The following is a 23,392-nucleotide window of genomic DNA, read 5'->3' as shown; positions in this document are numbered from 1 at the left end:
TGTTTACTTGAAACAGGGAGTTATAAACTGCCTATGTATGTGATGAATAATATGTTACTATAATGTAGTACTTAGAATTATTTTGAAAGAAAAGCCCAATAAATAATTAAATCAACTTTATAAATGTAATAGTGAAATTATTTTACAGGAGGAATATCCATGAAAAAAGTAAGAAAAGCCATTATCCCGGCAGCAGGGTTAGGAACTCGTTTCTTACCTGCAACAAAAGCTATGCCGAAAGAAATGCTGCCGATTGTAGATCGCCCAACTATCGAATATATTGTTGAAGAAGCAGTTCGTTCAGGAATTGAAGATATTATTATAGTAACTGGAAAAGGAAAAAGAGCAATTGAGGATCATTTTGATTACTCCCTAGAGCTCGAAGAGAATCTCTTGCAAAAAGAAAAGTATGACTTATTAGAAAGAATTAAAGAATCAGCTAAGGTAGAAATTCACTATATCCGTCAAAAAGAACCAAGAGGATTAGGACATGCAGTCTGGTGCGCGCGGAAATTTATTGGAGATGAACCATTTGCTGTATTGCTTGGCGATGATATTATCCGTTCCAATGAAGAGCCAGGATTACAACAATTAATCAACGAGTATAACGAAGTACAATCGTCTGTAATTGCCGTGAAAAAAGTTCCTTCCAGTGAGACACACCGTTATGGTGTAATTGATTACACAAAAAAAGAAGGAAAAAGATATCTCGTAAAAGATTTTGTAGAAAAACCTGCACAAGGGACAGCACCTTCGAATATGGCAATTATCGGACGTTATGTCCTTACCCCGGAGATTTTCAAATTCTTGGATGAACAAAAGATTGGTGCCGGCGGTGAAATTCAATTAACCGATGCTATCCAAGCGTTAAATAAAGAGCAAAGTGTTTATTCCTATGAAGTGGATGGAGATCGTTTTGACGTTGGAGAGAAGTTAGGTTTTATAGAGACAACGTTAGAAATGGCACTAGAGCGTAAGGATCTACAAGAGCCGCTTACAAAGTATTTGATTGAATTAGCGGACAAGCTTAAAGAACAGAATCAAGATTTAAAATTAATGTAGTTCTCCGCTTGTTGTCGTCTTATAAATAATAAATATTTAAAGAGAGATTAAAAAGCCACATGAAACATTCATGTGGCTTTTTAAATACTATATAATATTTTAAAGTTTTGAATATTACACAAAAAATAAATACCGTCATAAATAATAAATGTTTGCCAAATGCTATATATTATTAGAGTATATCTAAATAAGTTTTATTAGGAGTGCTGGTAGAAGTGTTGAACATCAAAAAGTTAATAAAAAAATGTAAAAGTTATTTAGTAAAAAGAGCAGTCGTAGTTCAATCGAGAGTAGTAGCGGATACAAGCATAGAAGTAGACGTAAGTTTAAAGCATTTCATATCTTATGCTGGAATTAGTGCTGTCCTAACTAACGGAATGGAAACAATTGAACTTCCATATCGACGTGTGAAAAAAAAATTGACGATTTCGATTCCAATCAACCACTTATCAGATGATGTTAATAACTATGTAGTATTATCAAATACTAAACAAAAGTTTTGGTTAAAATTAGATGAGCATATAAAAGAAAAAGTATTCTATCACGCTGTAGGGAACAAGTTATTTAGGTTATCCATCAATAAAAAGGTATTGGTTAAAAATTTATTGCCAGATTTCAGGTTCTCCAATGAATTGAAAATAATTAAAAAGCTGTATACCTCCTATAATAACTTAACTGCTGTACTGGAAAATGCGGGTTTAAATCTAGGCAGTCATGTGAAAATGTTCGCGTTAAAACATGGAGATATGAAGCCGCTAGAAATAGAAGTGAACAAGAAAACTTCTACCTTTGAGGTTTTAGATTTTAATCACCTGTCTCAAGGAGATTGGCGTTTGATTATTGCCATTGATGATATAGCTTATTTTCTGCAATCAAAAACGAATGAAGAGAGTTCTCTACTAACAACGAATCATCAAGGAACTTTGCAGCATATTAATAAATCCTTCTATTTATCATTGGATAATTATTATTTAGGTACAGAAGCTGTGGATTTGGACATAAAAGAGAGCTCAATTCAATTAGAAGTTGCTGCAGATATTCAACCAGATAAGTATCAATACACATTTCTGGTACAAGATACAAAACTGGATAAAGAATCCGTTCATCCAATTGAACGTACGAATAATGGATTTAAAGTAGAGATATTATATGAGAATATATTGGAAGGCTCTACTATTAAACGCTTTTTCCTTTTGCGGAAGGACAAAGAAGGAAAGCTCTTTAAATATCAGTTCTTTATTGAAACTGTAAAAATTTTCAAAAGAAGAAGTTTTAAGGTCATTTATAATTCGCAGGAATATGTATTTCGAATTTATCGCAGAAAAGATAAATCAATGGGAAGCATTATTGTTCACAGACCAAAATTGAGACGATTAATTAAGTCTGTAAAGGACTTTAATTTTTCGGGTTCTATAGGAAATTTACATGTTTTCAAAGATTGCACCTTTTATTTGGCAGTGGAAGACCGTAATACATTTGATATGATTGAGTTTCCACTGAAAGAAGAAAACTTTGATATTCCAATATCAGCAAAAGATTTAATTAAGGTCAAAGGAAAAGAAAAAAGTATATTAGATTTCTTTATTACTGTCAAAGACGTGGAAGGGAATACAATCCGTAAAGACAAAATAAAATATGAGTTGGCTGATTATCGTAAAGACAATTTTTATGAATCAATAAAAGAAAAAGATACGGAAGGGAATATGCATTATTTTCTGGTTACGACTACTCCTTTTGCCAATCTAAAAATAGAAACGTTCACCATTCCAAATGATGTAGACATGTTAAGTAATACTGCTGAAAAGGATCCAGCTATTTGGTTGATTGGAGAACGTTATAATACAGCTCAAGATAATGGAATTGCATTATTTCGGTGGTTAAGAAAAAATACCAGTGTCGATGCTTATTATGTCATTGAAGAAGATGCGGAAGATTACCGGATGCTGGAGGATAAAGAGCATGTCCTTCATTTTGGAAGTAAAGAACATTTTGAAATAGCCAGTCGTGCAAAAGTTTTACTGGGGACGCACGATTTAGAAAATTTATTGCCATATAAACCGGCTCAAGGCTTCTTTAACTACGAAGATACAATCAAAGTATTTCTGCAGCACGGTGTATTAGGACGGAAACCGGTAGAATACGACCGAAAGAATTATGAGCTTCCTTTTGATTTGTTTATTGTCAGCAGTGACCCGGAGAAGTATGATGTCGTCATGAATAAAATGGGTTATAATGAAGAGGAAGTGGCAGTTACAGGCCTGGCCCGGTTTGATAATTTGCCGAAAGAAAATAATTCCAGGGATATTTTATTAATGCCGACTTGGAGAGACTGGATCCATACAGATGAACAGTTTCTTAAAAGTCAATACTATAATTATTACAATAACTTGATTAATAACGAACGGTTACAGGAAATATTAGAAGAGTATAATGTTAATTTAAACTTCTATCCACATTACAGAGCGCAGGATTTCTTTGCGCAGGATATTAATGGGGAGAGCAGCCGAACTAAGTTTATCCGCTTAGGTTCTAAAACCGTTCAACAGTTATTAATAGACCATGCTTTGCTTATTACGGATTTTAGCAGTGTCAGTTTTGATTTCACATTAATGAATAAGCCTGTTATCTATTATCATTTTGATGTAAATCGATTTTTCAAAAGAGGAATTCTCAGACCAGTAGAAGAAACTTTTTTAGGGAAGATAGCTCGAAATGAAGCAGATCTTGTTGATATGATTGAGGAAAGTATAGAAAACCATTTTAAGAATTTTGATATTGACGTAGATAGTATTATTAAATATCAAGACCATCACAATTGCCAGAGAATTTATCAAGCAGTATTATCTAAATTGAATAAGGAAAATGAAAGGATTTAGAAATGAGTAAATTGAAACAATTAATTGTCAGCATAAGAAGAGGCAAGCTTGTACAGAAATTATATCAAATTGTTTTTTCAGCTACTTCCAAGTTACCTAAAAAAAATAAACTTATTATTTTCGAGAGTTTTCATGGAAAACAGTACAGTGATAACCCGCGAGCTATTTATGAATATATCAAGGAATCTTATCCCGAATATAAGCTCTATTGGGCGGCAGACCGTCGCCATCTTCACATCTTTCAAGATAATAATTTGCCACATGTAAAGCGATTATCTTTAAAATGGATACTTCTAATGGGCCGTGCAAAATACTGGGTCATAAATGCCAGATTGCCATTATGGATCAAGAAGCCCAAAAAAACAATCTATTTACAAACATGGCATGGTACGCCATTGAAGAAGTTGGGCATAGATATTGATGACGTGCAAATGCCAGGGACTGATACGGAAAAGTATAAGAAAAACTTTGTTTTTGAAGCAAGTAAATGGGACTATCTAGTTTCGCCGAACAGATATTCTACAGATATATTCAAACAAGCTTTTCAATTTAAAAAGAATGTATTAGAAACAGGGTATCCTCGAAATGATTATTTGATTAATGAAAACAGTGTTGAAGAAATTCAAAAATTGAAGAAACATTTTGGACTTCCAGTTGATAAAAGAGTTGTTTTGTACGCCCCAACTTGGCGGGATAACCAATTTTACGAGAAAGGGAAATACAAATTCAATTTGGAATTGAACCTTCAGAGACTCAAAGAAGAGTTTGGTGATACGCATACGGTTATTTTGCGTATGCACTATTTAGTTGCGGAAAACCTTGACCTTCGTGGCTATGAAAACTTTGTTATGGATTTCTCAAAGCATGAAGATATTCGGGAAATTTACCTTATTTCAGATATGCTTATTACTGACTATTCTTCTGTGTTCTTTGACTATGCGAACTTGAAGCGGCCTATTTTATTTTTCGTTTATGATTTAGAAGAGTACAGAGACAATTTACGGGGATTTTACTTAGATTTTGAAAATAAGGCACCCGGGCCATTAGCAAAAACAACAGAAGAAATTATTAGAGAAATCAAAGCTGTTGAAGAAAATGGGTTTCAGCCGAGTCAAACATTTAATGATTTTTATGAGCAATTTTGTTATCTTGAGGATGGAAATGCCACCAAACGTGTTGTTGATAAGGTATTTTGGAAACATTAACCACTTCAATATATCTCGCGTTCTGTAATAAAGTTATAAGCAACCTGTATGAGATAATACTATAAAGAGTCATATTGGATTACAAATAAAATACTGAGAGAAAGTAATTAGTGCAAAATATAGATTATGAATTAGTAATTATAAGACGATATAAATTAAGATAAAACTTTTTAATAACTAATTACTGTGATAAAATATGCATAAACTAGCTTAAAATAGGAGTACTTAAAACATGAAAAAAATACTTGTAAGATCTGGAATGTCTCCATTAGATACTTTTAGCGCGGATGAAATAATTAAAAGAAATGCAATTGGAAATAATGTTGGCAATTTAATGTATGCCTACAGTGTTTTTAGAAACCTGACTACAGAAAATGTAGAGTTAGTTTCCGACTACTATAGAACAAATCCTGCAGATGCAGATATGATAAACGAAACCTATAATGCATATGCAATTCCATTAGCGAATGCAATTAGACCTGGTTTTATACCTACTCTCAAGAAATATACAGAACTAATTGAAAAGCTTAAGATTCCTGTATATGTAATTGGGATGGGGATGGCATTTCCATATGAACCTAATATTGATTCCAAAAGACCGTTTGATGATGACGTCAGACGTTTTGTAAGTGCTGTGTTAGAGAAATCAAGTATACTTGGATTAAGGGGACAAATCACATCAGATTATCTCTCTTATCTAGGTTTCAAAGAAGGCAGAGATCATCAAGTTATTGGGTGTCCATCAATGTACACTTATGGTGAAAATATTAAAATTCGAGATATTGAATTAAATGATAATTCTTCACTATGTGTCAATATGACCCCTAAGGCAGAACAACAGGCTCTAAGGTTTTTAAATGGTCTTTCTGATCAATATAAAAATTTGGATTTTATACCACAAGATATGGATGAAATGATATTAACCTATTCCGGCATACCATTGCTAGGTGGAGCTGTTAATACTAAAGTAGACAACTATCCCAATAGTTTAACGTCAGATGTTTACATGAATAATCAAGTTAAATTCTTCTTGTCAGCCCCTTCATGGATTGAACATATGAGAAATGTTGACTTAAGTATTGGAACAAGGCTACATGGAAATGTTGCACCTACACTTGCAGGAACACCTAGTATAACTATTCCGATTGATGCGAGAATGAGAGAATTATCCGAATATCATAATTTTCCTCGGGTTTCTATTGGAGAAATCAATGATGATACTAAACTTGAAGATTTATTAGACAAGGTTGATTTACATTCTGTTGAAAAAAGTCACCAAAAAAATTACGATAATTTTATCGGTTTCCTAGAAAAAAATGATATTGAACACGTTTATAATTATAATTCTCAAGGATTACAATTGCCTTTGGAAACTAAACTTGAAAAAATTAACCTTAAGAACCCAGTTATTCCAATAACCTCTTGTGGTTCCTATGAAATGAAAGAAAGATTGCAAAAAAGTTTTGAAATAATGGTGTCGAAGCAAGAAAAGGAAAAAAATAAGCAAACAAGTAAAGTTAAAGAGAAGAACAAGACGATTTCTGACCTTAAAAAGACGGTTAATAAAAAAGAAAGTATAATTAAAAAAGATGAAAAAGTTATTTCAGAGTTAAGATTAGAAATAGAGAAAAAGGCAGACGAGTTAAAGAATAAAAAGAAGCAAAATAAAAAGTTGATGCTTAAACTTCAAAATATAGAGAATTCAAGATCTTGGAAATTAACGAGGCCGCTGCGTCTGATGAGACAAAAAAATAATAATAAATAAAATGATAGGAGCCGTATGAATTCAATATATTTTAATTCATACGGTTTTATACGTAATAGACTTTTTTGATATATTTGAGAGTGATTATTAAGTAATTCTCAATAATTTATCAGGCCATTTTCAGTTTTCTTATGATTGTGTTTTCCAAAGAGAACTTGTATAATTTAATAGCATGAGAAAATTTAATTCTTTTTGTTGAAAGGAAAAGCTAATGAAATCCGCATGGAAAGTTATTAAAGAACAGATTGATCATTTTTATCTTATTAGAAGATTGTCTTTATATGAATTAAAAAATAAAAATAAAAATAATTATCTTGGAATGGCTTGGGAGTTAATAAACCCATCTATTCAAATTATGATATATTGGTTTGTTTTCGGTTTACTATTATCTCGTGACGATGTGGCAATGGGGGGAGAACCTGTCCCATTTATTTTATGGTTGATTGGGGGATTCTTTGTATGGACATTTTTTTACCAATCAATGGTACAAGGGTCTAAATCAATATATTCCCGTTTACGCATGCTCTCTAAAATGAATTTTCCTATGAGTATCATTCCTAGTTATGTTATTTTTTCACAGTTTTATGTACACTTGGTAATGATAAGTATAGCGATTATTATTTATCAGATTATGGGGTACTATATTAATATTTACTATTTACAATTAATCTACTGTGTATTTGCAGCGTTTTGTCTCTTATTTGCTATCTCTCTAATAACATCGACAATTTCAACGATTATTCGAGATTTTCACATGCTATTAAGTTCGACATTACGGATGTTTCTTTATATTTCAGGTGTGCTATGGCCATTAAGTAAGTTAGAGGAACTCCAGCTCTCATGGTTGTTAAATATAATGCAGTTAAACCCGTTGTATTACTTGATTCAAGGCTATCGTGCTGCTTTTTTTGGAACGGAATGGTTCTTCATAACTAATTGGCAACTGACCATTTATTTCTGGGTTGTTGTTATTTTATTATTAATAATAGGTGCAAGCATGCATGTTCGATTTAGAAAGCATTTTATCGACTTCTTATAAAAGGTATGTGTTGAAAATGGAAAAAGCAATAGAAGTAAAAAATGTATCGAAAAAGTATAAATTATATAATGGTAATAAAGAAAGATTTCTCGATTTAGTTACCCCTAAAAGTTACGGGAAAGATTTCTATGCACTCACCAATGTGAATTTTGAGGCAGAGAAGGGCGATATTGTCGGGTTTATTGGAATCAATGGATCTGGAAAATCAACATTGTCCAATATTATTGCCGGCATTTTACCGGAAACGAACGGCTCTGTAACGTTAAACGGGGAAGCATCACTTATTGCTGTGGCATCTGGGCTGAAAGGTGATTTAACGGGAAGAGATAATATTGAGTTGAAGTTATTGATGCTTGGATTTAATAAGAATGAAATCGAAAAGCTCGAGCCGGAGATTATTGAATTTGCAGAGTTGGAAACATTTATTGATCAACCTGTAAAATCCTATTCAAGTGGCATGAAATCACGTTTAGGTTTTGCCATATCGGTAAATATTGACCCAGATATTTTAATCATAGATGAAGCTTTATCCGTTGGAGATAAAGCATTTGCCGAAAAAAGCTTAGAAAAAATGCGAGAATTTAAAATGCGCGGAAAAACAATGATTTTTGTCAGCCATTCTCTTGGACAGATGAAAGAGTTCTGTGAAAAAATTCTTTGGTTAGAGTATGGGGCAGTCAAAGATTATGGTACAACAGATGAAGTTATACCGAAGTATGAGCAATTCTTAAAACAATGGAAAAAGATGAGTAATAAAGAGCGGAAAAAATATCGTAACGATAAAATTGCCGAGAACATGAAACAATTGCAAAGCAGAGCTTTTATTTATGGTCAGAGAAGGAAAAAGCTGTGAATATAAAAAATGATTTGGGATAGAGCTCTATCCCAAATCATTTTTTTAATACAAAGGTTTTATTCTGGTAATTAGAGTTATGAAGTTATTAGAAAATAAAATGATCTACATTTTATTTTCTAGCTATGGCTTTCTATCTGGCTTTCGCTTAAAAAAATCTATATATCAGAAAATAAATGTAAATGAAATTGATATCAAAACATTTAATAGCGTTATAAGTTGTTTTATGACATTCTTTTTATTTTATTCTGTTGAAAGCTTTTACTTATTTCCAAATATCTCCGGCTGATTACTAAACACACCATTCACTCCATAATCAACAAGCTCTTTATAACGTTCCCAATCATTCACCGTATACGGGTAAACACCGAATCCTGCATTTTTACATCCTTGGACAAACGTTTGATCAACATAAACATGATTCGGATGAATACTATAAATAGGCAATCCACTATCCTGGGCATATTTCCAAGTATCTAAAAGACGATAATGAAGAAGCATTCCTAAACGTAATGTAGAATGAAGTTTGCAAATATTTTGCAAGGCAACATGATCGAACGAAGAGATAATGACATTATCCAGTCGATTATATTTTTCCAGACAATCTAACAGTTTTTTCTCGATACCTGGATAAATAACAGGGATATTCTTTATTTCTACATTTAACAGCACTTCAACTGGTGTGATAGAAAGAACGTCCTCTAGACGTGTCAGATTTAACTCTTTATATTCCTCACTAAAACTGGAGCCAATATCAATCTGTTGAATTTCTTCCCAAGTGAGTTCCTGAATAAATTTTTTGCTATTTTTATTAAATCGAGTTAATTTTGCATCATGACAAACAACTAATTCCTCATCTTTGGTCATCTGTACATCTAATTCCATCCCTTTAGGGCGGTGAACCAATGCCTTTTCAAAAGCAGGTAATGTATTTTCTGGAGCTTCTGTTAAAGAGCCTCGATGTGCAAAATTAAGTACCAAAAGAATTCCTCCTTCGTCTGAATAAAAGTACATCATACAGTTCAGATACATCTTATTATATGGCTATGTACCGAGCATGTTTCATCTATTTAGTGCTTCCCTTTTATCTTCTTTCGCAAACGGAATAATATAAAAATTTACATTTACTTAACATGAATCGACATGGGTATAGTATAGTTGTATAATATAAATACATAATAAGGGGAGATAGGGGTGTAGCAAATGGTGCAAATTGTCCTTTTGTCAATGGTCAGTTTAGTTGTTGGATTAATTGTGACGCCAATTGTCATCAAGTATTCCAAAAAACTGCACATTACAGACAAACCGAATGCCCGAAAGGTTCACCAAGAACCTATCCCAACCCTTGGCGGGATAGCGATTGCAATCAGTTTTATGATCGGATTGATTGTTCTTCAACCAACAAGCGACTTTCATTTATCTATACTTTGTGGAGCCGCAGTTATATTACTTTTAGGAATTTTTGATGATATATATGATTTATCGGCAAAATTTAAATTTATTATTCAAGTTATTGTTGCCTGTATGGTAGTCTTTTGGGGAGGACTGCAAGTAGAATTTATTAACTTGCCGTTTGGTGGCGAGTTAGAGTTTGGTTTATTTAGTGAGCTGTTTACAATTCTTTGGATTGTTGGAATTACAAATGCAATTAACTTAATTGATGGATTGGATGGTCTTGCGGCCGGCGTTTCTGGTATTGCATTGATTCCTATTATTGGCATGGCGATGATGATGGGAGATGTGTATGTTACAACGATGGCGTTAATATTGTTATTTAGTGTGCTTGGGTTTTTAAAATATAACTTTTATCCAGCGAAGATTTTTATGGGGGATACAGGAGCTCTATTTTTGGGATTTATGATTGCTGTATTATCCTTGCTTGGATTTAAGAATGTCACCGTTGTATCTTTCATTATTCCAATCTTTATCCTGGGGGTGCCTATATCTGATACGCTAATTGCGATGATACGCAGGAAAATAGACAAACGCCCGATGTCCAGCCCGGATAGTGCCCACCTGCATCATCGGTTGATGCAATTCGGTTTTTCGCATAAACAGACGGTACTTTTTATTTACATGTTGAGTGCATTGTTCAGTGTAGCAGCTATCCTATTTACAATGACAACCTTATGGGGGTCAATACTGATTCTAACTGTTATGCTGTTCGTTCTGCTTATGCTTGTTGATACGTTAGAAATGATTAATAGTAAATTTAAGCCGTTAAGTAATTTTTTTAAACGGTCATCTCAATATAGATATTGGAAAAAGTGACAAGAGCATGATATAGAAAAACTTTATAAATAAGAAATGAACAGTGGGGAAGGATATAAAAACATGCAGAAAGACCGTCGAAGTGTAAAAGTGATGGATATTGACTTTGTTAATAAAACACAATATCAATTTTTAGTAGAGGATATTTTCCCTGGCTTACAACGTAAAGAAAAAAAGTTTATCGTGACGGCTAATCCAGAGATAGTAATGAAGGCGCAGGAAGACAGTGCTTATAAAAAAGTGATTCAAGAAGCAGATTATACAGTTCCGGATGGTATTGGTATTATCCTGGCTGCCAAACTGCTTAAAACACCATTACAAGAGAGGATTGCCGGGTTTGATTTGACGTTGGATTTATTAAATTATGCTGATGAAAATGGATTAAGCTGTTATTTTTTAGGGGCGAAAGAGGACGTCAATGAAAAAGCTGTAAAAAAAGTGCAGTCAGACTATCCAAATATTCACATTGCAGGAAGGCATAATGGATATTTTGAGTTTGATGACCGCGATCTTGTAGAAGAAATAGCAGCAGCAGTTCCTGATATTATTTTGGTAGCTGCCGGGTTTCCAAAACAGGAAAAATGGATCGCTGCATATAAAGACTTGTTTAATCATGGATTGTTTATGGGGGTTGGAGGAACGTTTGATATACTTGCCGGGGAAGTAAAGCGGGCTCCTGAAATATGGGTTAAATTAAACCTGGAGTGGTTTTATCGTCTGACACAGCAACCAAGGACAAGAATGAAACGTACACTGAAGCTTTTTGAATTTATGTGGGATATTATAAAGGATAGAAAAAGGTGATGGGAACGTTCTTTTGCGTTAATCATAACTTTTTAAGATACGGGTGAAATTTGGTCGTTAGAAAGCTTGTATTTCAATAAATAACAGAGAAGAGGATTTTCCCAGATGAAATAAAATGGGAAAATCCTCTTTTTAGTTTATTTTCTTAGGAATTGAAATCGAGTAGATGGACTCAATTAATTGATTAAGCTTTCCCTCAACCCGGTGTAACAAGTAGAAGGTTACCGCAGCAGGGAATCCAATATCGGTTAAAAGAGAAATCCATGCTTCCATATCATTCACCACCTTTTATTTAATTCATTTCCAAGAGCAAGCTGATACACGATGAAGGTGTTCTTTTTTTCTATAAAAGACAATGCCGTGAGGAGAGCTTCCTCACGGGCAAGGGTCTTTTAAACATGAGAAGGATTATAATTCAATCTCTTCTACAATACGTTCAACAATGCGGGCACTGTGTATTTCAGTTAGTTCCCCGCCAGTGGAGTAAAGAGCATTTTCACGAAGAATAGCATCCATTGCCTCCTGAATGGTTTCCGGATTGGCCGGTTCTGCCGGATGATCTAACGAATAGGTTACAACCTTCCCCTCTTCATTCAAAAACTTCAGTTCGAGCTTTCTCATGTTTTCCTCACCTCCTTTCCTGGGTAAATTCAGAGCTTAGGCTTCGTCTTCGCGAATTTCTGAAACATCACGGCGACTTACACCATAGAGCTCATGCTGCTGAACAGATGCGAATGCGCTTGCCGTTTCAACGAGCTGTTCAGCAGTGGCCTCTGGTTTTACATTATTGAATCTTTTTTGCTTCAGGATAAACTCTCCAGAAATTGGATCGAAACCTTCATTTAAAGTAAGCTGCAAAACAGATTCAGTTAATTGAGCAACTGCCATTGTTCCTCACCTCCTCTCACCCCTATAGTCGTTTCTCGTTCAAAAAAAGGGGCATGCTTCGAAAAAATCTTTGCTTTTTCTAAAAAATCATTCGGAAAGATAAGATGAAATGCCTGCAAAGCAACTATATAAAAGGGGAATAGTATGCTGAACAAATAAGAAAGTCGAAAATTGTCGATAAAAAAGTTGGCAAAAAGATCAAATCCCGGTTTTGAGACCTGGAAAGTATAAAAAATGGGGTTTTTAAGGGTTAAAATAACGTTTTTATTCACCAAAAAGCCGTTTTGTACGGAGAAATATGGTAAAAAGGTAATGTGACAAAATATGTGTATCCTGCTAGATTAAAAATATCTTAACGGAAAGGGGAATGAACAATGACAAAGAAAAAGTGGGAGCTGGAGGATTTTATTGAACAGAATCAGCGTAGAGTATACTACCAAATGGCAAGGCTGCAAATTGATGCAAAGGAGGGAGATTACTTTCAAGAAGGGCTTGTAGCAATGTGGAGAGCTTATGAAAATTATAATCCGGATAAAGGGCCATTAACTACATACATGAATTTTCAAATTCGTAACCGCTTAGTTGATGTGCTCCGCCAATCAATTGTGGAAAGAAAGTATTTTGAACAGCTGGGTATTCAGTTTAAGAGTGAGACACAAACTGGAAACTATATGGACGGGAATAAAATACCTTCCGAAAAGGAAGGAGAATCTAATCCACAAGAAACTATAGCTCAAATAAATGAAAACGGTTTCTCTGAATTAACAGCTGTACTGAGTGAAAAACAAAAGATTTGGTTCAGCTATGCTATTGTAGAAGGCTTATCCAATCGGGAAATTGCTGAGAAGGAACAAGTAAGCTTAGAAGCAGTAAAAAGCTGGGCGAAAAGTGCAAAGCGTAAACTACGTAATATGGATTGGGACAGACAATAATAGGAAAGAACAGCGTGAAACCGAAATTGCAGAAGAATTTAAAAGCCGTTTAATCCGCTACAGTCAATCACATTAACGATATAGGATGATTCTACTCAAAATTAATGGGGGATGGTTGTTAATGTTCGAAAATCTGATTGTAGAGCGGTCTATGTCTCCTGCTTAATTAGCTCAGGCTTACCTTGGTACATTTAATTGCAGGTGTTGTAATGGTTAGGATTTTTATAATCAATAAAAGATTGCTATAATGATGTTAGAAATATTAAATGAGAAGGATAACTATTCTTTACAATTAATGTATGTACTTGGAGTGATAGCTTTGACAAAGCGTATTAAAGTAATGACTATTTTTGGGACGAGACCTGAAGCGATTAAAATGGCACCGCTTGTGCTTGAATTAAACAAACGTACAGAGGAGTTCGAGTCTATTGTAACAGTGACGGCTCAACATAGAGAAATGTTAGATCAGGTGATGAATATATTCGGGATAACTCCAGACTTTGATTTGAATATCATGAAAAAGCAGCAATCACTTACACAAATTACAACGCGAGCTTTAGAAGGTTTGGATGGAGTGATGAAGAAGGTACAGCCAGATATTGTACTAGTTCATGGCGATACCAGTACCACCTTTGCAGCTTCTGTTGCAGCTTATTACAATCAAATTGCAGTAGGGCATGTAGAAGCAGGGTTGCGTACATGGAATAAATATTCTCCATTTCCTGAAGAAATGAACCGACAGCTGACCAGTGTAATAGCTGATTTACATTTTGCACCTACAGAAAAATCAAAGAAAAACTTGATGGATGAGAATAAACCTGCGGAACAAATAATTGTGACAGGAAATACGGCCATTGATGCTTTGAAAACGACAGTTAATAAAACGTATTCCAGTAAGATTCTTGATGAGCTGGGTGATAAGCGTCTTGTTTTGATGACAGCACATCGTAGAGAAAATCTGGGTAATAATATGAAGCAGATGTTCAGGGCGATTAGACGGTTAGTAGAGGAACATAATGATATTCAAGTTATCTATCCTGTACATTTAAATCCAGCAGTTCAGGAAATAGCAAATGAAGTCTTGGGAAATAATAATCGTATTAAATTGATTTCTCCACTTGATGTCGTCGATTTCCATAACTTTGCCGCTCATGCACATTTAATACTAACAGATTCTGGTGGTGTACAAGAAGAAGCTCCATCATTAGGTGTTCCTGTACTAGTATTGAGAGATACGACAGAGCGTCCTGAGGGAATTGACGCGGGGACATTAAAACTAGCTGGGACTGATGAGGATACGATATTTAATATGGCAAATGAATTATTAAGTGACCAGCAAAAATATGATCAGATGGCAAAGGCTTCGAATCCTTATGGGGATGGTGAGGCGTCACGTAGAATAGCAGATTCAATTCTTGACTATTTCAAGAATTGAATTATGAAATGATAAGTATCAATATATACCAAAAAAATCCTTTCCAGCTGTTTCTGGAAAGGATTTTTTTATTAATAAGGACTTCCATCTGAATTATATTCGTCTGTTTCCTCATATGGTTCTTCTTCTTGATAGGTTTCGCCCTGTTCTTGATCAGTGCCTTCTTCCTGGTAAGTCTCTCCTTGGTCTTGATAAGAGTCATCCTCTTGATAGATTCCCTCTTCCGTATTTGATTCTCCATTAGGATCCTGGTATGTTTCACCTTCTCCTTGACCAGGTTCATCCTGCTGTCCTTCTGCTTCGTTAGTTGTTTGTTCTTCATCTTCAGCAAGAGAACTAGAAATCTCCAAGTGGTCTTGAAGCATAGCTCTTGTCTGTTCTAAAGCTATTTCATCAAGCAGCCAATAATAAGTAGAACCCGGCTGGTAATCACTTCCTTCTAAGGTAAAGCTTTCGATGTCTAGCCCACCAGTTCCGAAAGTTATAAAGGTCATCATCTCTTTGAATGACATATTTGTATTCATATTGCTGCCAACTGCTGCAATAAGATCATCAAAATTTAAAACCGATCCGATAGAGGTTGCTTTATCTGCTACGGCATTAACAACTTCCATTTGCCGTTTTCCACGTTCAATATCATTATCCAATTTACGAGTTCGTGCGAATGCTAATGCTTCTTCACCATCAAGCTTCTGTTCTCCAGGATAAAGATGGATAGCTCCTGCTGTATCCGAAGAATCCTGCTCTGTAAACTCAAATGGCACATCGATATCTATGCCGCCAATTGAATCCACGACATCTACAAAAGCGTGGAAATTAACACGTACATAGTAATCAACTGGAATATTCATTAAATTTTCAATAGTTTCAATCGTTGCCTTTGGACCGCCATAGGCATGGGCATGTGTGATTTTATCCTCGCGTCCCACTTCTGGCACGTATACAAGTGTATCACGAGGGATACTAACTAATTTAACACTTTTCTCATCCTTGTTAAAGGTTGCTAACATAAGGGTATCCGAACGGGAGGTTTCTGCATTATTACGTTTTTCATTTTCATCAACGCCAATAATAAGGACAGAAACATTATCAATATTCGGGTCAACTTCAAAATCCCTTAAATCCGATTTATCACGGCCGTCATCTTCATAAGAATTACTGACAGCATTATTTGCTTTGACATATAAATAACTTCCATAACCAACAACAGCCAGCAGAGCTAAGCCCACAACAACTAAGGGAATTAAAATACCTTTTCTAAGTTTGCGCTTTTTTCGCATCACTCTGCGACTCTGCACCTTTTTATGTTTTGACATTACAAATCTCCTTTTTTACAAGAAATATGGACTCATTTCTTGATAAACCACATTTAATTTTACTATGAAATAATCGATTAGTAAATTTACAATTACATTACATGTCCTTTTTTGTCGATATGTCCAAATACCTAGCTGTCATCTCTTGAATTTTCTTTGAAAATTGTGGAGGAGATACTGTCTGTCCGAGGAGGTAGATGACTTCGTAAAATGAACACAAATCATCAAATTTTTCTTTCCAATTATTCCTAATAACAGACGTATCGATTCACGGATGATGTTTCAATTGTCATTGGAATAAAAAAACTTCTTATATTCAAGTATATTAAAATAATCGGTGGATAATCCTACAATAAGATAATCTCCTATTTTTGTTGCAAGCTTTAATAAATTTACATGGCTTACATATAATAAATCAAAAGTTCCATAAGTGATAATAGTACGTACTATTTCCACCTCCTAAAAGCTTATTAAAATAATAGTAACATAAGAGAAGTTAAAAGAATAAATGAGAGCGACAAAAAATTTGCTTTTTTTCAACCACTATAAAATTTCAAGCTTACATTATAAATTATATATTTTGTATTATTCATAATATTTTTCTCTTGAAAGTATTCAGGGGAATTGATTCGGAAAGCCTTGCCTTTTGTATAGAAGAAGATGAATAAACTGTAAAACTTTCAGTGATAGAATATCCATTTTATAAATAACAAAAAGTCTGTACCAACTATTTTTCGACAGGTACAGACTTTTTATTCTATTATTATATGAGATTAATAAAAACGTTTAAAGCTATCGAAATGTGAGCTCCAGTAAGAGTTATCCAGAGATGTTGTTGTCACACCGGTAGATGAACCTGCATGGATGAACTGATTATTTCCAACATAGATACCCATATGGGAAGGACCGGATTTATATGTTCCAGAGAAGAATACTAAATCTCCCACTTGCGGACTGCTGACGGTATAAGATCTGTCATAGAACCCAGCAACACTTGTACGGCTTATGCTTTTTCCAGCCTGGTTATATGCATAATAGATGAAACCACTGCAATCAAAACCGGCGCTTGGAGTTTGTCCGCCCCATACGTAAGGCTTTCCAGTCTGAGCTTGTGCAGTTGAAATAAGTGTATTTACATCATAACCTGCACTGGATGATGAATTGCTGGAAGAGCTATTGCTGCTGGAACTAGAACTGCTGCTTGAGCTCTTATTAGAGCTGGAGCTGCCGGGGCCATTCACTTTTAATTTCTGGCCAACAATAATTAAATCAGATGATAAATTGTTGATAGATTTTAAGTTAGATACAGTAGTACCTTGCTGACTCGCGATTTTAGAAAGACTGTCACCAGATTTTACAGTATAAGTACCAGAAGAAGAGCTTGAACTAGAGCTGGAAGAATTAGATCCAGAGCTTGAATTAGAACTTGAGCCAGAACTGCTGGAACCGCCACTGCTGACGCTTAATTTATTTCCTGGATAAATTAATGTAGTAGATAAATTGTTCCAACTCATTAAGTTGTTTAAAGAAATACCGTGTTTATGCGCAATACCGCTTAATGTATCGCCAGATTTCACTGTATATGTACTTCCGCCAGAACTGCTTGATCCGGAATTAGAACTGGAACTGTTGGAGCTAGAACTTGAATTAGAGCTCGCAGATCCTGATGTTTTTAAAACCTGATTCGGAAAAATCATATCCGAAGAAAGGTTGTTAAGAGATTTTAATTTGGAAACGGTTGTTCCTTGATTTTGTGCAATCTTCCATAGATTGTCGCCGCTTTTTACTTTGTAAGATGCTGCATCAGCACTATCTGTAGCTATAAAAGCAGATGCGATTGCTGCAGATGCAGTAACAGATAAAAGTATTTTCTTGTTTGTCATTTGTGCATTTCCTCCTTAGATTTTAGTGTTCGGGGTGTTGTTAGATGTGTGTTGAATATGATTTGTATGGAGACCAAAGAGGAATGCTCTAAAGAAAATAATAATAGTTACATTACTATCTTCTGAAGCCTTGCCCGTACGATTAAATGAAGAAGAAAATCTTTAAATACATACGTAACAATCTTGGTACAGGAACAAATTGCATATTCGACATAGGACAACAAGATGTATTTTACCCACAGATGAATATCAATTGTAATGTTAGAGTGTGGTTTAATAGTTTTATAATGAGGTATTACTAGTTTATTTAATTACAGACACAATACAAAAAAGTAATCTGTCTATAAAAATAATTCCAGTAAATACATCTTTATAAAAGTATATCGTTTTATAGATAATTATGGTAGATGATATACTAATTTGTAACATGTTTGTAATGTTTCTGAAACAAGGCACATAGAACTATTTTAAAAGAATGTTATAAAATGATGGAAAGTTAAATTAGGTCAATAGTTCTGTTGTTGATGAAAAAAGATAGTAATAGAGAAGTATATATGAAGTCATTTTTGTATTGGAAAGCTTTACAGATTATATCTAGAAAATGGTGAAAAAATTTAATAATGTTTAATCTGGTAAAGGTATAGAAAAATACTTTGATTAGTAAACCTGCTTAACAAGAATACATTATTTTCTATTTTGATTATATTCTTTCTATATAAAATACATCCTCTCTGCTCGTTTATTCGTTTATATAATAGAAGAGCAATACTTTCTAATTTCCGATAAATCATTTCATTTCCCGGGAAATAACAACAAAAAATTCATTTATTTAGCAGATAGCGTTATAATAAAAGCATTACATAAATCATTAAATAAAGAACGGAGGAAATATATTATGGGACAATCAACATTACTTATAAAAAATATAAAGGAAGCCTATCTGCAACAAGGAGTTGTAAAAAACGTATCCATTATTACAGAGAACGGGAAAATAACACGCATTTTTAAGCAAGAAGAGTTAAGCGACTTTTCATTTGATGGAAAAGTTATTGATGCAAAGAACGAATTAATATTGCTTCCAGGATTTATTGATGCACATATTCATGGAGGATATGGTGTCGATGTAATGGATGCCACACCAGAAGCCTTGCAAACACTTGCAGATAAACTGCCATCAGAAGGGACAACAAGCTATCTCGCTACTACAATCACACAATCAGATGAAGAAATCTCAAATGCATTGAAAAATGTTGCTGCCTGGACAGCGGGTGAACAAAAGAAAGGTGCCGATTTAGTTGGAGTCCATTTAGAAGGGCCATTTGTAGAAGTATCTAAAGCGGGGGCACAGCCAAAGAAACATATTACAGAACCGGATTTAGATAAATTTATGACATGGCAAGAGGATGCAAATAGACAAATTCGGACAATTACAATGGCTCCAGAACATGATAAAACTGGTGAATTCATAAAAACACTATATAAATCAGGTGTTAATGTATCTGCCGGTCATACAAATGCTTCTTTTGGACAGGTAAAAGATGCTGTAAAATTAGGAGTTAGACAGCTGACACATTTATGTAATGCAATGAATGGGATTCATCATCGTGATATAGGAGCAGTTGGAGCAGCATTCCAATTGAAGGATTTACGCGCAGAATTGATTTCAGATGGCATCCATGTTGTACCAGAGATGTTGCAGCTGATTTTTGATAATGTTGGATCTGATCGAATCATTATGATAACAGATTCTATGCGGGCAAAAGGATTGGAAGACGGAGATTATGAACTGGGCGGACAGCCTGTTAAAGTGAAAAACGGTCAGGCTACATTGGATAATGGCTCTTTAGCAGGGAGCATTCTGAAAATGATTGATGCAGTGAAAATTATGCTTAAGTTAGATGGGGTTGAAATTGAGGATATTGTAAAGATGACTGCAGAGAACCCGGCGAAACAGGTAGGTATCTTTGATAGAAAGGGCAGTATTGATGCTGGTAAGGATGCGGATTTTGTACTATTAAATGATGAGATGAATATTGTGTATACCATTTGTAGAGGAAAAGTTGCTTATCAAAAGTGAGAATGGTTTGTTCAAACGTTTGATTAAGAAGAATATATAGTTTTTTTAGTGAATATTTTAATCGTTCGTGATATTGTCGTTATTCCTGCTGTTCAAGCAGGAATACGATATACCATTTATACCCAAAGCAATGTCGTTGGTTTTTTCAATATCTCAGAAACAAACCATCATCATCCAGGAGATTATTTGATTTACGACTCCTCCAGCTTCGTATATCTAGAAATCTTAAAACATAATGTTGTACAACATTATTGAGAATGCGAAAGCTTATATTCAAGGCATCTATCCTCGATTTGGTTCCAAGTATTTTCAGTCGAAATTTAATGAGTTCTGTTTCCGTTTTAATCGTCGGTTTATTCAAACGAAATTTTTGATTGGTTGTTGAATACTTGTATTCTCGCTTTTCCTCATTCTATTACTGAAGTAAGTGCATCGTTAGAATAAATGTTCATCCATAAGAACAATTTTTTAGCATCCACATTATAACCACAATTTATTTTCCAAGCATACAGAGATTTCTTTTTAAGTCTATCTTTATTTACTGCATTTAATTAATATATTAACAAAAGAGAATGTTTGCTCTTCTTCAGTTAAAAATTTTTATGATCAAACCACTCAATTACCCCCAAAGGATCAAAGCAAATCGTATAGTTATCATAATAAACAGATAAACCATATTTCTCTTTATATCTTTGCAAAGCAGCTTCTAAAAACGACTCGGTAACCTCTAAGTGATTAGCTAATTCGTATTTGTTTCTCAAGTTTAATCGATGTGCTTCTATAATTTTTGATATAGGAATAGTCTTTTCATAGGCCCAGGTCCTGGCGCGTAACTCTTGTTTTCGATTGGCAATCTTAGATTGGTCTATGATATCCCCAACTGTAGTATGGTAGTGACCTAATTCTTCTGCTAAAATAGAGCCTTTGTCTGCAGAGGTTTTTAAATAGTTTTTGTTTATCCATATGATATTATCTGCATATAATCCCTTTACATTTTTAACCATAGGCTTCTCATAAACCTCAACATTATATTTACTGGCATGTTTTAATAATTTTTCATACATACTATTCCTCATTTCTTCTAGAACGTATATAAGCCTTAAACCGCTCGATTTCTTTTAATTCTTCTTCTGTCCAATCTTCTCCATCATGATGAGCAGCAATCGTGTCTATTTTATCTTCGTCTACTTCTCTTCTGTCAGCAGGAATTCTTTCTTTATGTGTATCATAGCCCATTAACCAGGCTTCGTTTACATTTAGAGCCTCAGCTAATATATATAATTTATCCTGCCTGGGCTCTGTCTTACCATTCACATATTGGCTAAGATCTGTTTTAGATATTTTTATAGTATCACGAGCGTATTTTTTAGTTAAATTAAGTATATCTATTTGTTTTAAATTTCTTTCTTTCATGATTTGTTTTAATCGCTCACCTGTACTTAATTTCATAATTAAAATCTCCCTTACAAAATTTTCCGCTTATGCCTGTTATATAATACAAATTCTATTTAAAGTGTACAGAGATGTATTATGATTATGTAAAATAATAAACATTAAAAACTGACGCAACCATATAGAAAGAAAAAATGATTTGGTAGAATAATTTAAGTATATACAATGTAGATACTTTATTCAATGAAAAAATTCAATTTTTTTGAACTTTGTTGTTGACGGAAAATAATTTAAATGGTAGGATTTACTAAAGTTCAAAAATATTGAACAAAGGGAGAATGATAGGATGAATTTCAATTATTCTAGTTTATACAGCAAAATTGTTGAGAAATATGGGAGCCAATACAGCTTTGCAAAAGCAATGGGTCTATCAGAAAAATTACTTTCTCAAAAATTAAATGGAAAAGCTGGATGGAAACAGGTAGAAATTGCAAAAACTATAGAACTGCTTGAAATTGACAGTAGTGAAATTCCACGATATTTTTTTAATTATGAAGTTCAAAAAAATTGAACAAAAGGTTGCTATATAAACAATTTACGCTGAAAAGGAGATGAAAACATGCTTAAAGATCATTTCTTGGAAGAGGACTATAATGATGTAATGGAAGAAGTCAATCGGATTCTAAGCATCAATGAAAAAGCTTTAAGAATTGCTGGAAGTGGTCAATGGGAGCTGAAAAATACTATTTTAGATCAGCTTAATCATGCATTTGAGAATCTTAAAATGCTTAATCAAAAGAAAATGAATCGACAAAGAACATTAGCTATAAATGAAGATGTGAGGCGCCATATGTTTTAAAAGAGGCTGCTGGATGCTTTGATATTTTACCTGCTTGGAATGTTTAGCAAATCCTATAGAACTTGCGCAGTAATTTTAGCCGAATTAAAAAGAAAGATTAGGGACCTAGGTTTTCTATCCCTAAAACTTTTATCAAATATAACGAACTGATTGAGGAGGAAGATAATAATGAATTTAACCGATCAACAATTAAAATTAATCACTGAAGTTGCTTCTGAACAGGCAATTAAAACGTATAAAGAAGATGAGAAGAAGCGTGAAGTCATTAAACAGGATTACCGGTTATATAATATTAAGCTGCTTTTGAAAAATTATAGAGCTCTGGTACTTCACTGCGAAGAATTGATGGATGACCTAGAGGAGTTCAATGAAACGTCTATTCAAGAGTTAGATATAGAAACGATTAGTGTCGAGTCTATAGAATCTATTAAACGCAGTAAAAGAAAATCAATTTCTATGGTTTACTTTATCCAGGGGAAAATGGAAGCTTACAAACGCTCATGCAACGAAAATGAATTAAAATATTATCAAGTGTTAGAAAAACGATATCTATCAAGTCAAAAATATACAATATCGCAAATCGCGGAATTAGAGAATATTGATGAACGTACGGTGCATCGCTATTTAAAAAAGGCTATAGAAGATTTACCTGTCATCTTTTTCGGTGTAGCAGCTATAAGCTTTGCAAATTGATATTGTCGTAAAATTGTCTTGATAGTGTCATTATAAAGGTGC

23 protein-coding genes are annotated in these 23,392 nt (G+C 34.0%); 14 read left to right on the top strand and 9 right to left on the bottom strand.

Features of this window, described 5'->3' with window-relative positions; translation table 11 throughout:
- Positions 1-159: 159 nt before the first annotated feature.
- From galU to tagH, 6 genes are all read left to right on the top strand, one after another.
- Complete coding sequence (gene galU, locus MHH51_RS19875; protein ID WP_339283208.1) at positions 160-1,062, top strand: UTP--glucose-1-phosphate uridylyltransferase GalU; 903 nt, start codon at positions 160-162, stop codon at positions 1,060-1,062.
- Between the two features lie 215 nt (positions 1,063-1,277).
- Positions 1,278-3,938, top strand: a complete 2,661-nt coding sequence (locus MHH51_RS19870; RefSeq protein WP_339283206.1) for a CDP-glycerol glycerophosphotransferase family protein — start codon at positions 1,278-1,280, stop codon at positions 3,936-3,938.
- A gap of 2 nt (positions 3,939-3,940) precedes the next feature.
- Positions 3,941-5,143 (top strand): CDP-glycerol glycerophosphotransferase family protein, encoded by a 1,203-nt coding sequence (locus tag MHH51_RS19865; RefSeq protein ID WP_339283204.1) that lies wholly within the window; start codon positions 3,941-3,943, stop codon positions 5,141-5,143.
- Between the two features lie 232 nt (positions 5,144-5,375).
- Positions 5,376-6,908 (top strand): polysaccharide pyruvyl transferase family protein, encoded by a 1,533-nt coding sequence (locus MHH51_RS19860; RefSeq protein ID WP_339283202.1) that lies wholly within the window; start codon positions 5,376-5,378, stop codon positions 6,906-6,908.
- A 211-nt stretch (positions 6,909-7,119) separates the two neighbouring features.
- Positions 7,120-7,947, top strand: a complete 828-nt coding sequence (locus MHH51_RS19855; protein WP_339283200.1) for an ABC transporter permease — start codon at positions 7,120-7,122, stop codon at positions 7,945-7,947.
- Between the two features lie 16 nt (positions 7,948-7,963).
- On the top strand, positions 7,964-8,800 hold the full coding sequence (gene tagH / locus MHH51_RS19850; protein WP_339286330.1) for a teichoic acids export ABC transporter ATP-binding subunit TagH: 837 nt from the start codon (positions 7,964-7,966) through the stop codon (positions 8,798-8,800).
- 261 nt (positions 8,801-9,061) lie between these two features.
- On the opposite strand, the gene MHH51_RS19845 is transcribed toward tagH, so the two are convergent.
- A complete protein-coding gene (locus MHH51_RS19845) occupies positions 9,062-9,781 on the bottom strand; it encodes a glycerophosphodiester phosphodiesterase family protein (protein ID WP_339283198.1) in 720 nt (239 codons plus the stop codon).
- Positions 9,782-10,003: 222 nt separating this feature from the next.
- Between MHH51_RS19845 and MHH51_RS19840 the strand changes: the two genes are divergently transcribed.
- Together MHH51_RS19840 and MHH51_RS19835 are read left to right on the top strand one after the other, a co-directional pair.
- Complete coding sequence (locus tag MHH51_RS19840; RefSeq protein WP_339283196.1) at positions 10,004-11,071, top strand: MraY family glycosyltransferase; 1,068 nt, start codon at positions 10,004-10,006, stop codon at positions 11,069-11,071.
- A gap of 63 nt (positions 11,072-11,134) precedes the next feature.
- Positions 11,135-11,875 (top strand): WecB/TagA/CpsF family glycosyltransferase, encoded by a 741-nt coding sequence (locus MHH51_RS19835; RefSeq protein ID WP_339283194.1) that lies wholly within the window; start codon positions 11,135-11,137, stop codon positions 11,873-11,875.
- Positions 11,876-12,007: 132 nt separating this feature from the next.
- Here the strand turns inward: MHH51_RS19835 and MHH51_RS19830 are convergent, their stop codons facing one another.
- The 3 genes from MHH51_RS19830 to MHH51_RS19820 form a co-directional block, all read right to left on the bottom strand.
- Positions 12,008-12,148, bottom strand: a complete 141-nt coding sequence (locus tag MHH51_RS19830; protein ID WP_339283192.1) for a YvrJ family protein — start codon at positions 12,146-12,148, stop codon at positions 12,008-12,010.
- Between the two features lie 135 nt (positions 12,149-12,283).
- Positions 12,284-12,496 (bottom strand): DUF2922 domain-containing protein, encoded by a 213-nt coding sequence (locus tag MHH51_RS19825; RefSeq protein WP_339283190.1) that lies wholly within the window; start codon positions 12,494-12,496, stop codon positions 12,284-12,286.
- A 36-nt stretch (positions 12,497-12,532) separates the two neighbouring features.
- Positions 12,533-12,763, bottom strand: a complete 231-nt coding sequence (locus tag MHH51_RS19820) for a DUF1659 domain-containing protein (protein ID WP_339283188.1) — start codon at positions 12,761-12,763, stop codon at positions 12,533-12,535.
- 374 nt (positions 12,764-13,137) lie between these two features.
- Here MHH51_RS19820 and MHH51_RS19815 point away from each other — a divergent pair, with 374 nt between their 5' ends.
- Together MHH51_RS19815 and wecB are read left to right on the top strand one after the other, a co-directional pair.
- Positions 13,138-13,695, top strand: a complete 558-nt coding sequence (locus MHH51_RS19815; RefSeq protein WP_339283186.1) for a sigma-70 family RNA polymerase sigma factor — start codon at positions 13,138-13,140, stop codon at positions 13,693-13,695.
- A gap of 319 nt (positions 13,696-14,014) precedes the next feature.
- On the top strand, positions 14,015-15,130 hold the full coding sequence (gene wecB, locus MHH51_RS19810) for a UDP-N-acetylglucosamine 2-epimerase (non-hydrolyzing) (protein WP_339286329.1): 1,116 nt from the start codon (positions 14,015-14,017) through the stop codon (positions 15,128-15,130).
- Positions 15,131-15,201: 71 nt separating this feature from the next.
- Here wecB and MHH51_RS19805 read toward each other — a convergent pair whose 3' ends face one another.
- The 3 genes from MHH51_RS19805 to MHH51_RS19795 all read right to left on the bottom strand — a co-directional run bounded on the left by MHH51_RS19805 (position 15,202) and on the right by MHH51_RS19795 (position 18,329).
- Positions 15,202-16,446 carry an LCP family protein gene (locus MHH51_RS19805; protein WP_339283184.1) on the bottom strand — a complete coding sequence of 415 codons (1,245 nt, stop codon included), beginning with the start codon at positions 16,444-16,446 and terminating at the stop codon, positions 15,202-15,204.
- A gap of 282 nt (positions 16,447-16,728) precedes the next feature.
- Positions 16,729-16,902, bottom strand: coding sequence for an adenylyltransferase/cytidyltransferase family protein (locus MHH51_RS19800; RefSeq protein WP_339283183.1), 174 nt, complete (start codon positions 16,900-16,902; stop codon positions 16,729-16,731).
- Between the two features lie 317 nt (positions 16,903-17,219).
- Positions 17,220-18,329, bottom strand: coding sequence for a LysM peptidoglycan-binding domain-containing protein (locus tag MHH51_RS19795; protein ID WP_339283181.1), 1,110 nt, complete (start codon positions 18,327-18,329; stop codon positions 17,220-17,222).
- 895 nt (positions 18,330-19,224) lie between these two features.
- Between MHH51_RS19795 and nagA the strand changes: the two genes are divergently transcribed.
- On the top strand, positions 19,225-20,406 hold the full coding sequence (nagA, locus tag MHH51_RS19790) for an N-acetylglucosamine-6-phosphate deacetylase (protein WP_339283180.1): 1,182 nt from the start codon (positions 19,225-19,227) through the stop codon (positions 20,404-20,406).
- Positions 20,407-20,996: 590 nt separating this feature from the next.
- Here the strand turns inward: nagA and MHH51_RS19785 are convergent.
- The gene (locus tag MHH51_RS19785) at positions 20,997-21,470 is read right to left on the bottom strand and encodes an ImmA/IrrE family metallo-endopeptidase (protein WP_339283179.1); all 474 of its coding nucleotides are present in this window, start codon (positions 21,468-21,470) and stop codon (positions 20,997-20,999) included.
- 1 nt (position 21,471) lies between these two features.
- Complete coding sequence (locus tag MHH51_RS19780; RefSeq protein ID WP_339283178.1) at positions 21,472-21,855, bottom strand: helix-turn-helix domain-containing protein; 384 nt, start codon at positions 21,853-21,855, stop codon at positions 21,472-21,474.
- Positions 21,856-22,144: 289 nt separating this feature from the next.
- On the opposite strand from MHH51_RS19780, the gene MHH51_RS19775 reads away from it, so the two are divergent.
- From MHH51_RS19775 to MHH51_RS19765, 3 genes are all read left to right on the top strand, one after another.
- A complete protein-coding gene (locus tag MHH51_RS19775) occupies positions 22,145-22,369 on the top strand; it encodes a DUF739 family protein (RefSeq protein WP_339283177.1) in 225 nt (74 codons plus the stop codon).
- A gap of 48 nt (positions 22,370-22,417) precedes the next feature.
- Complete coding sequence (locus MHH51_RS19770) at positions 22,418-22,657, top strand: hypothetical protein (protein WP_339283176.1); 240 nt, start codon at positions 22,418-22,420, stop codon at positions 22,655-22,657.
- Between the two features lie 168 nt (positions 22,658-22,825).
- A complete protein-coding gene (locus MHH51_RS19765; protein ID WP_339283174.1) occupies positions 22,826-23,350 on the top strand; it encodes a hypothetical protein in 525 nt (174 codons plus the stop codon).
- The last annotated feature ends 42 nt before the right edge of the window (positions 23,351-23,392 follow it).

The organism is Oceanobacillus sp. FSL K6-3682 (assembly GCF_037976165.1).
Classification (GTDB): Bacteria; Bacillota; Bacilli; order Bacillales; family Amphibacillaceae; genus Oceanobacillus; species Oceanobacillus sojae.
The sequence above is the reverse complement of the archived record's forward strand: the minus strand, read 5'-3'. Positions and strand labels throughout refer to the sequence as shown.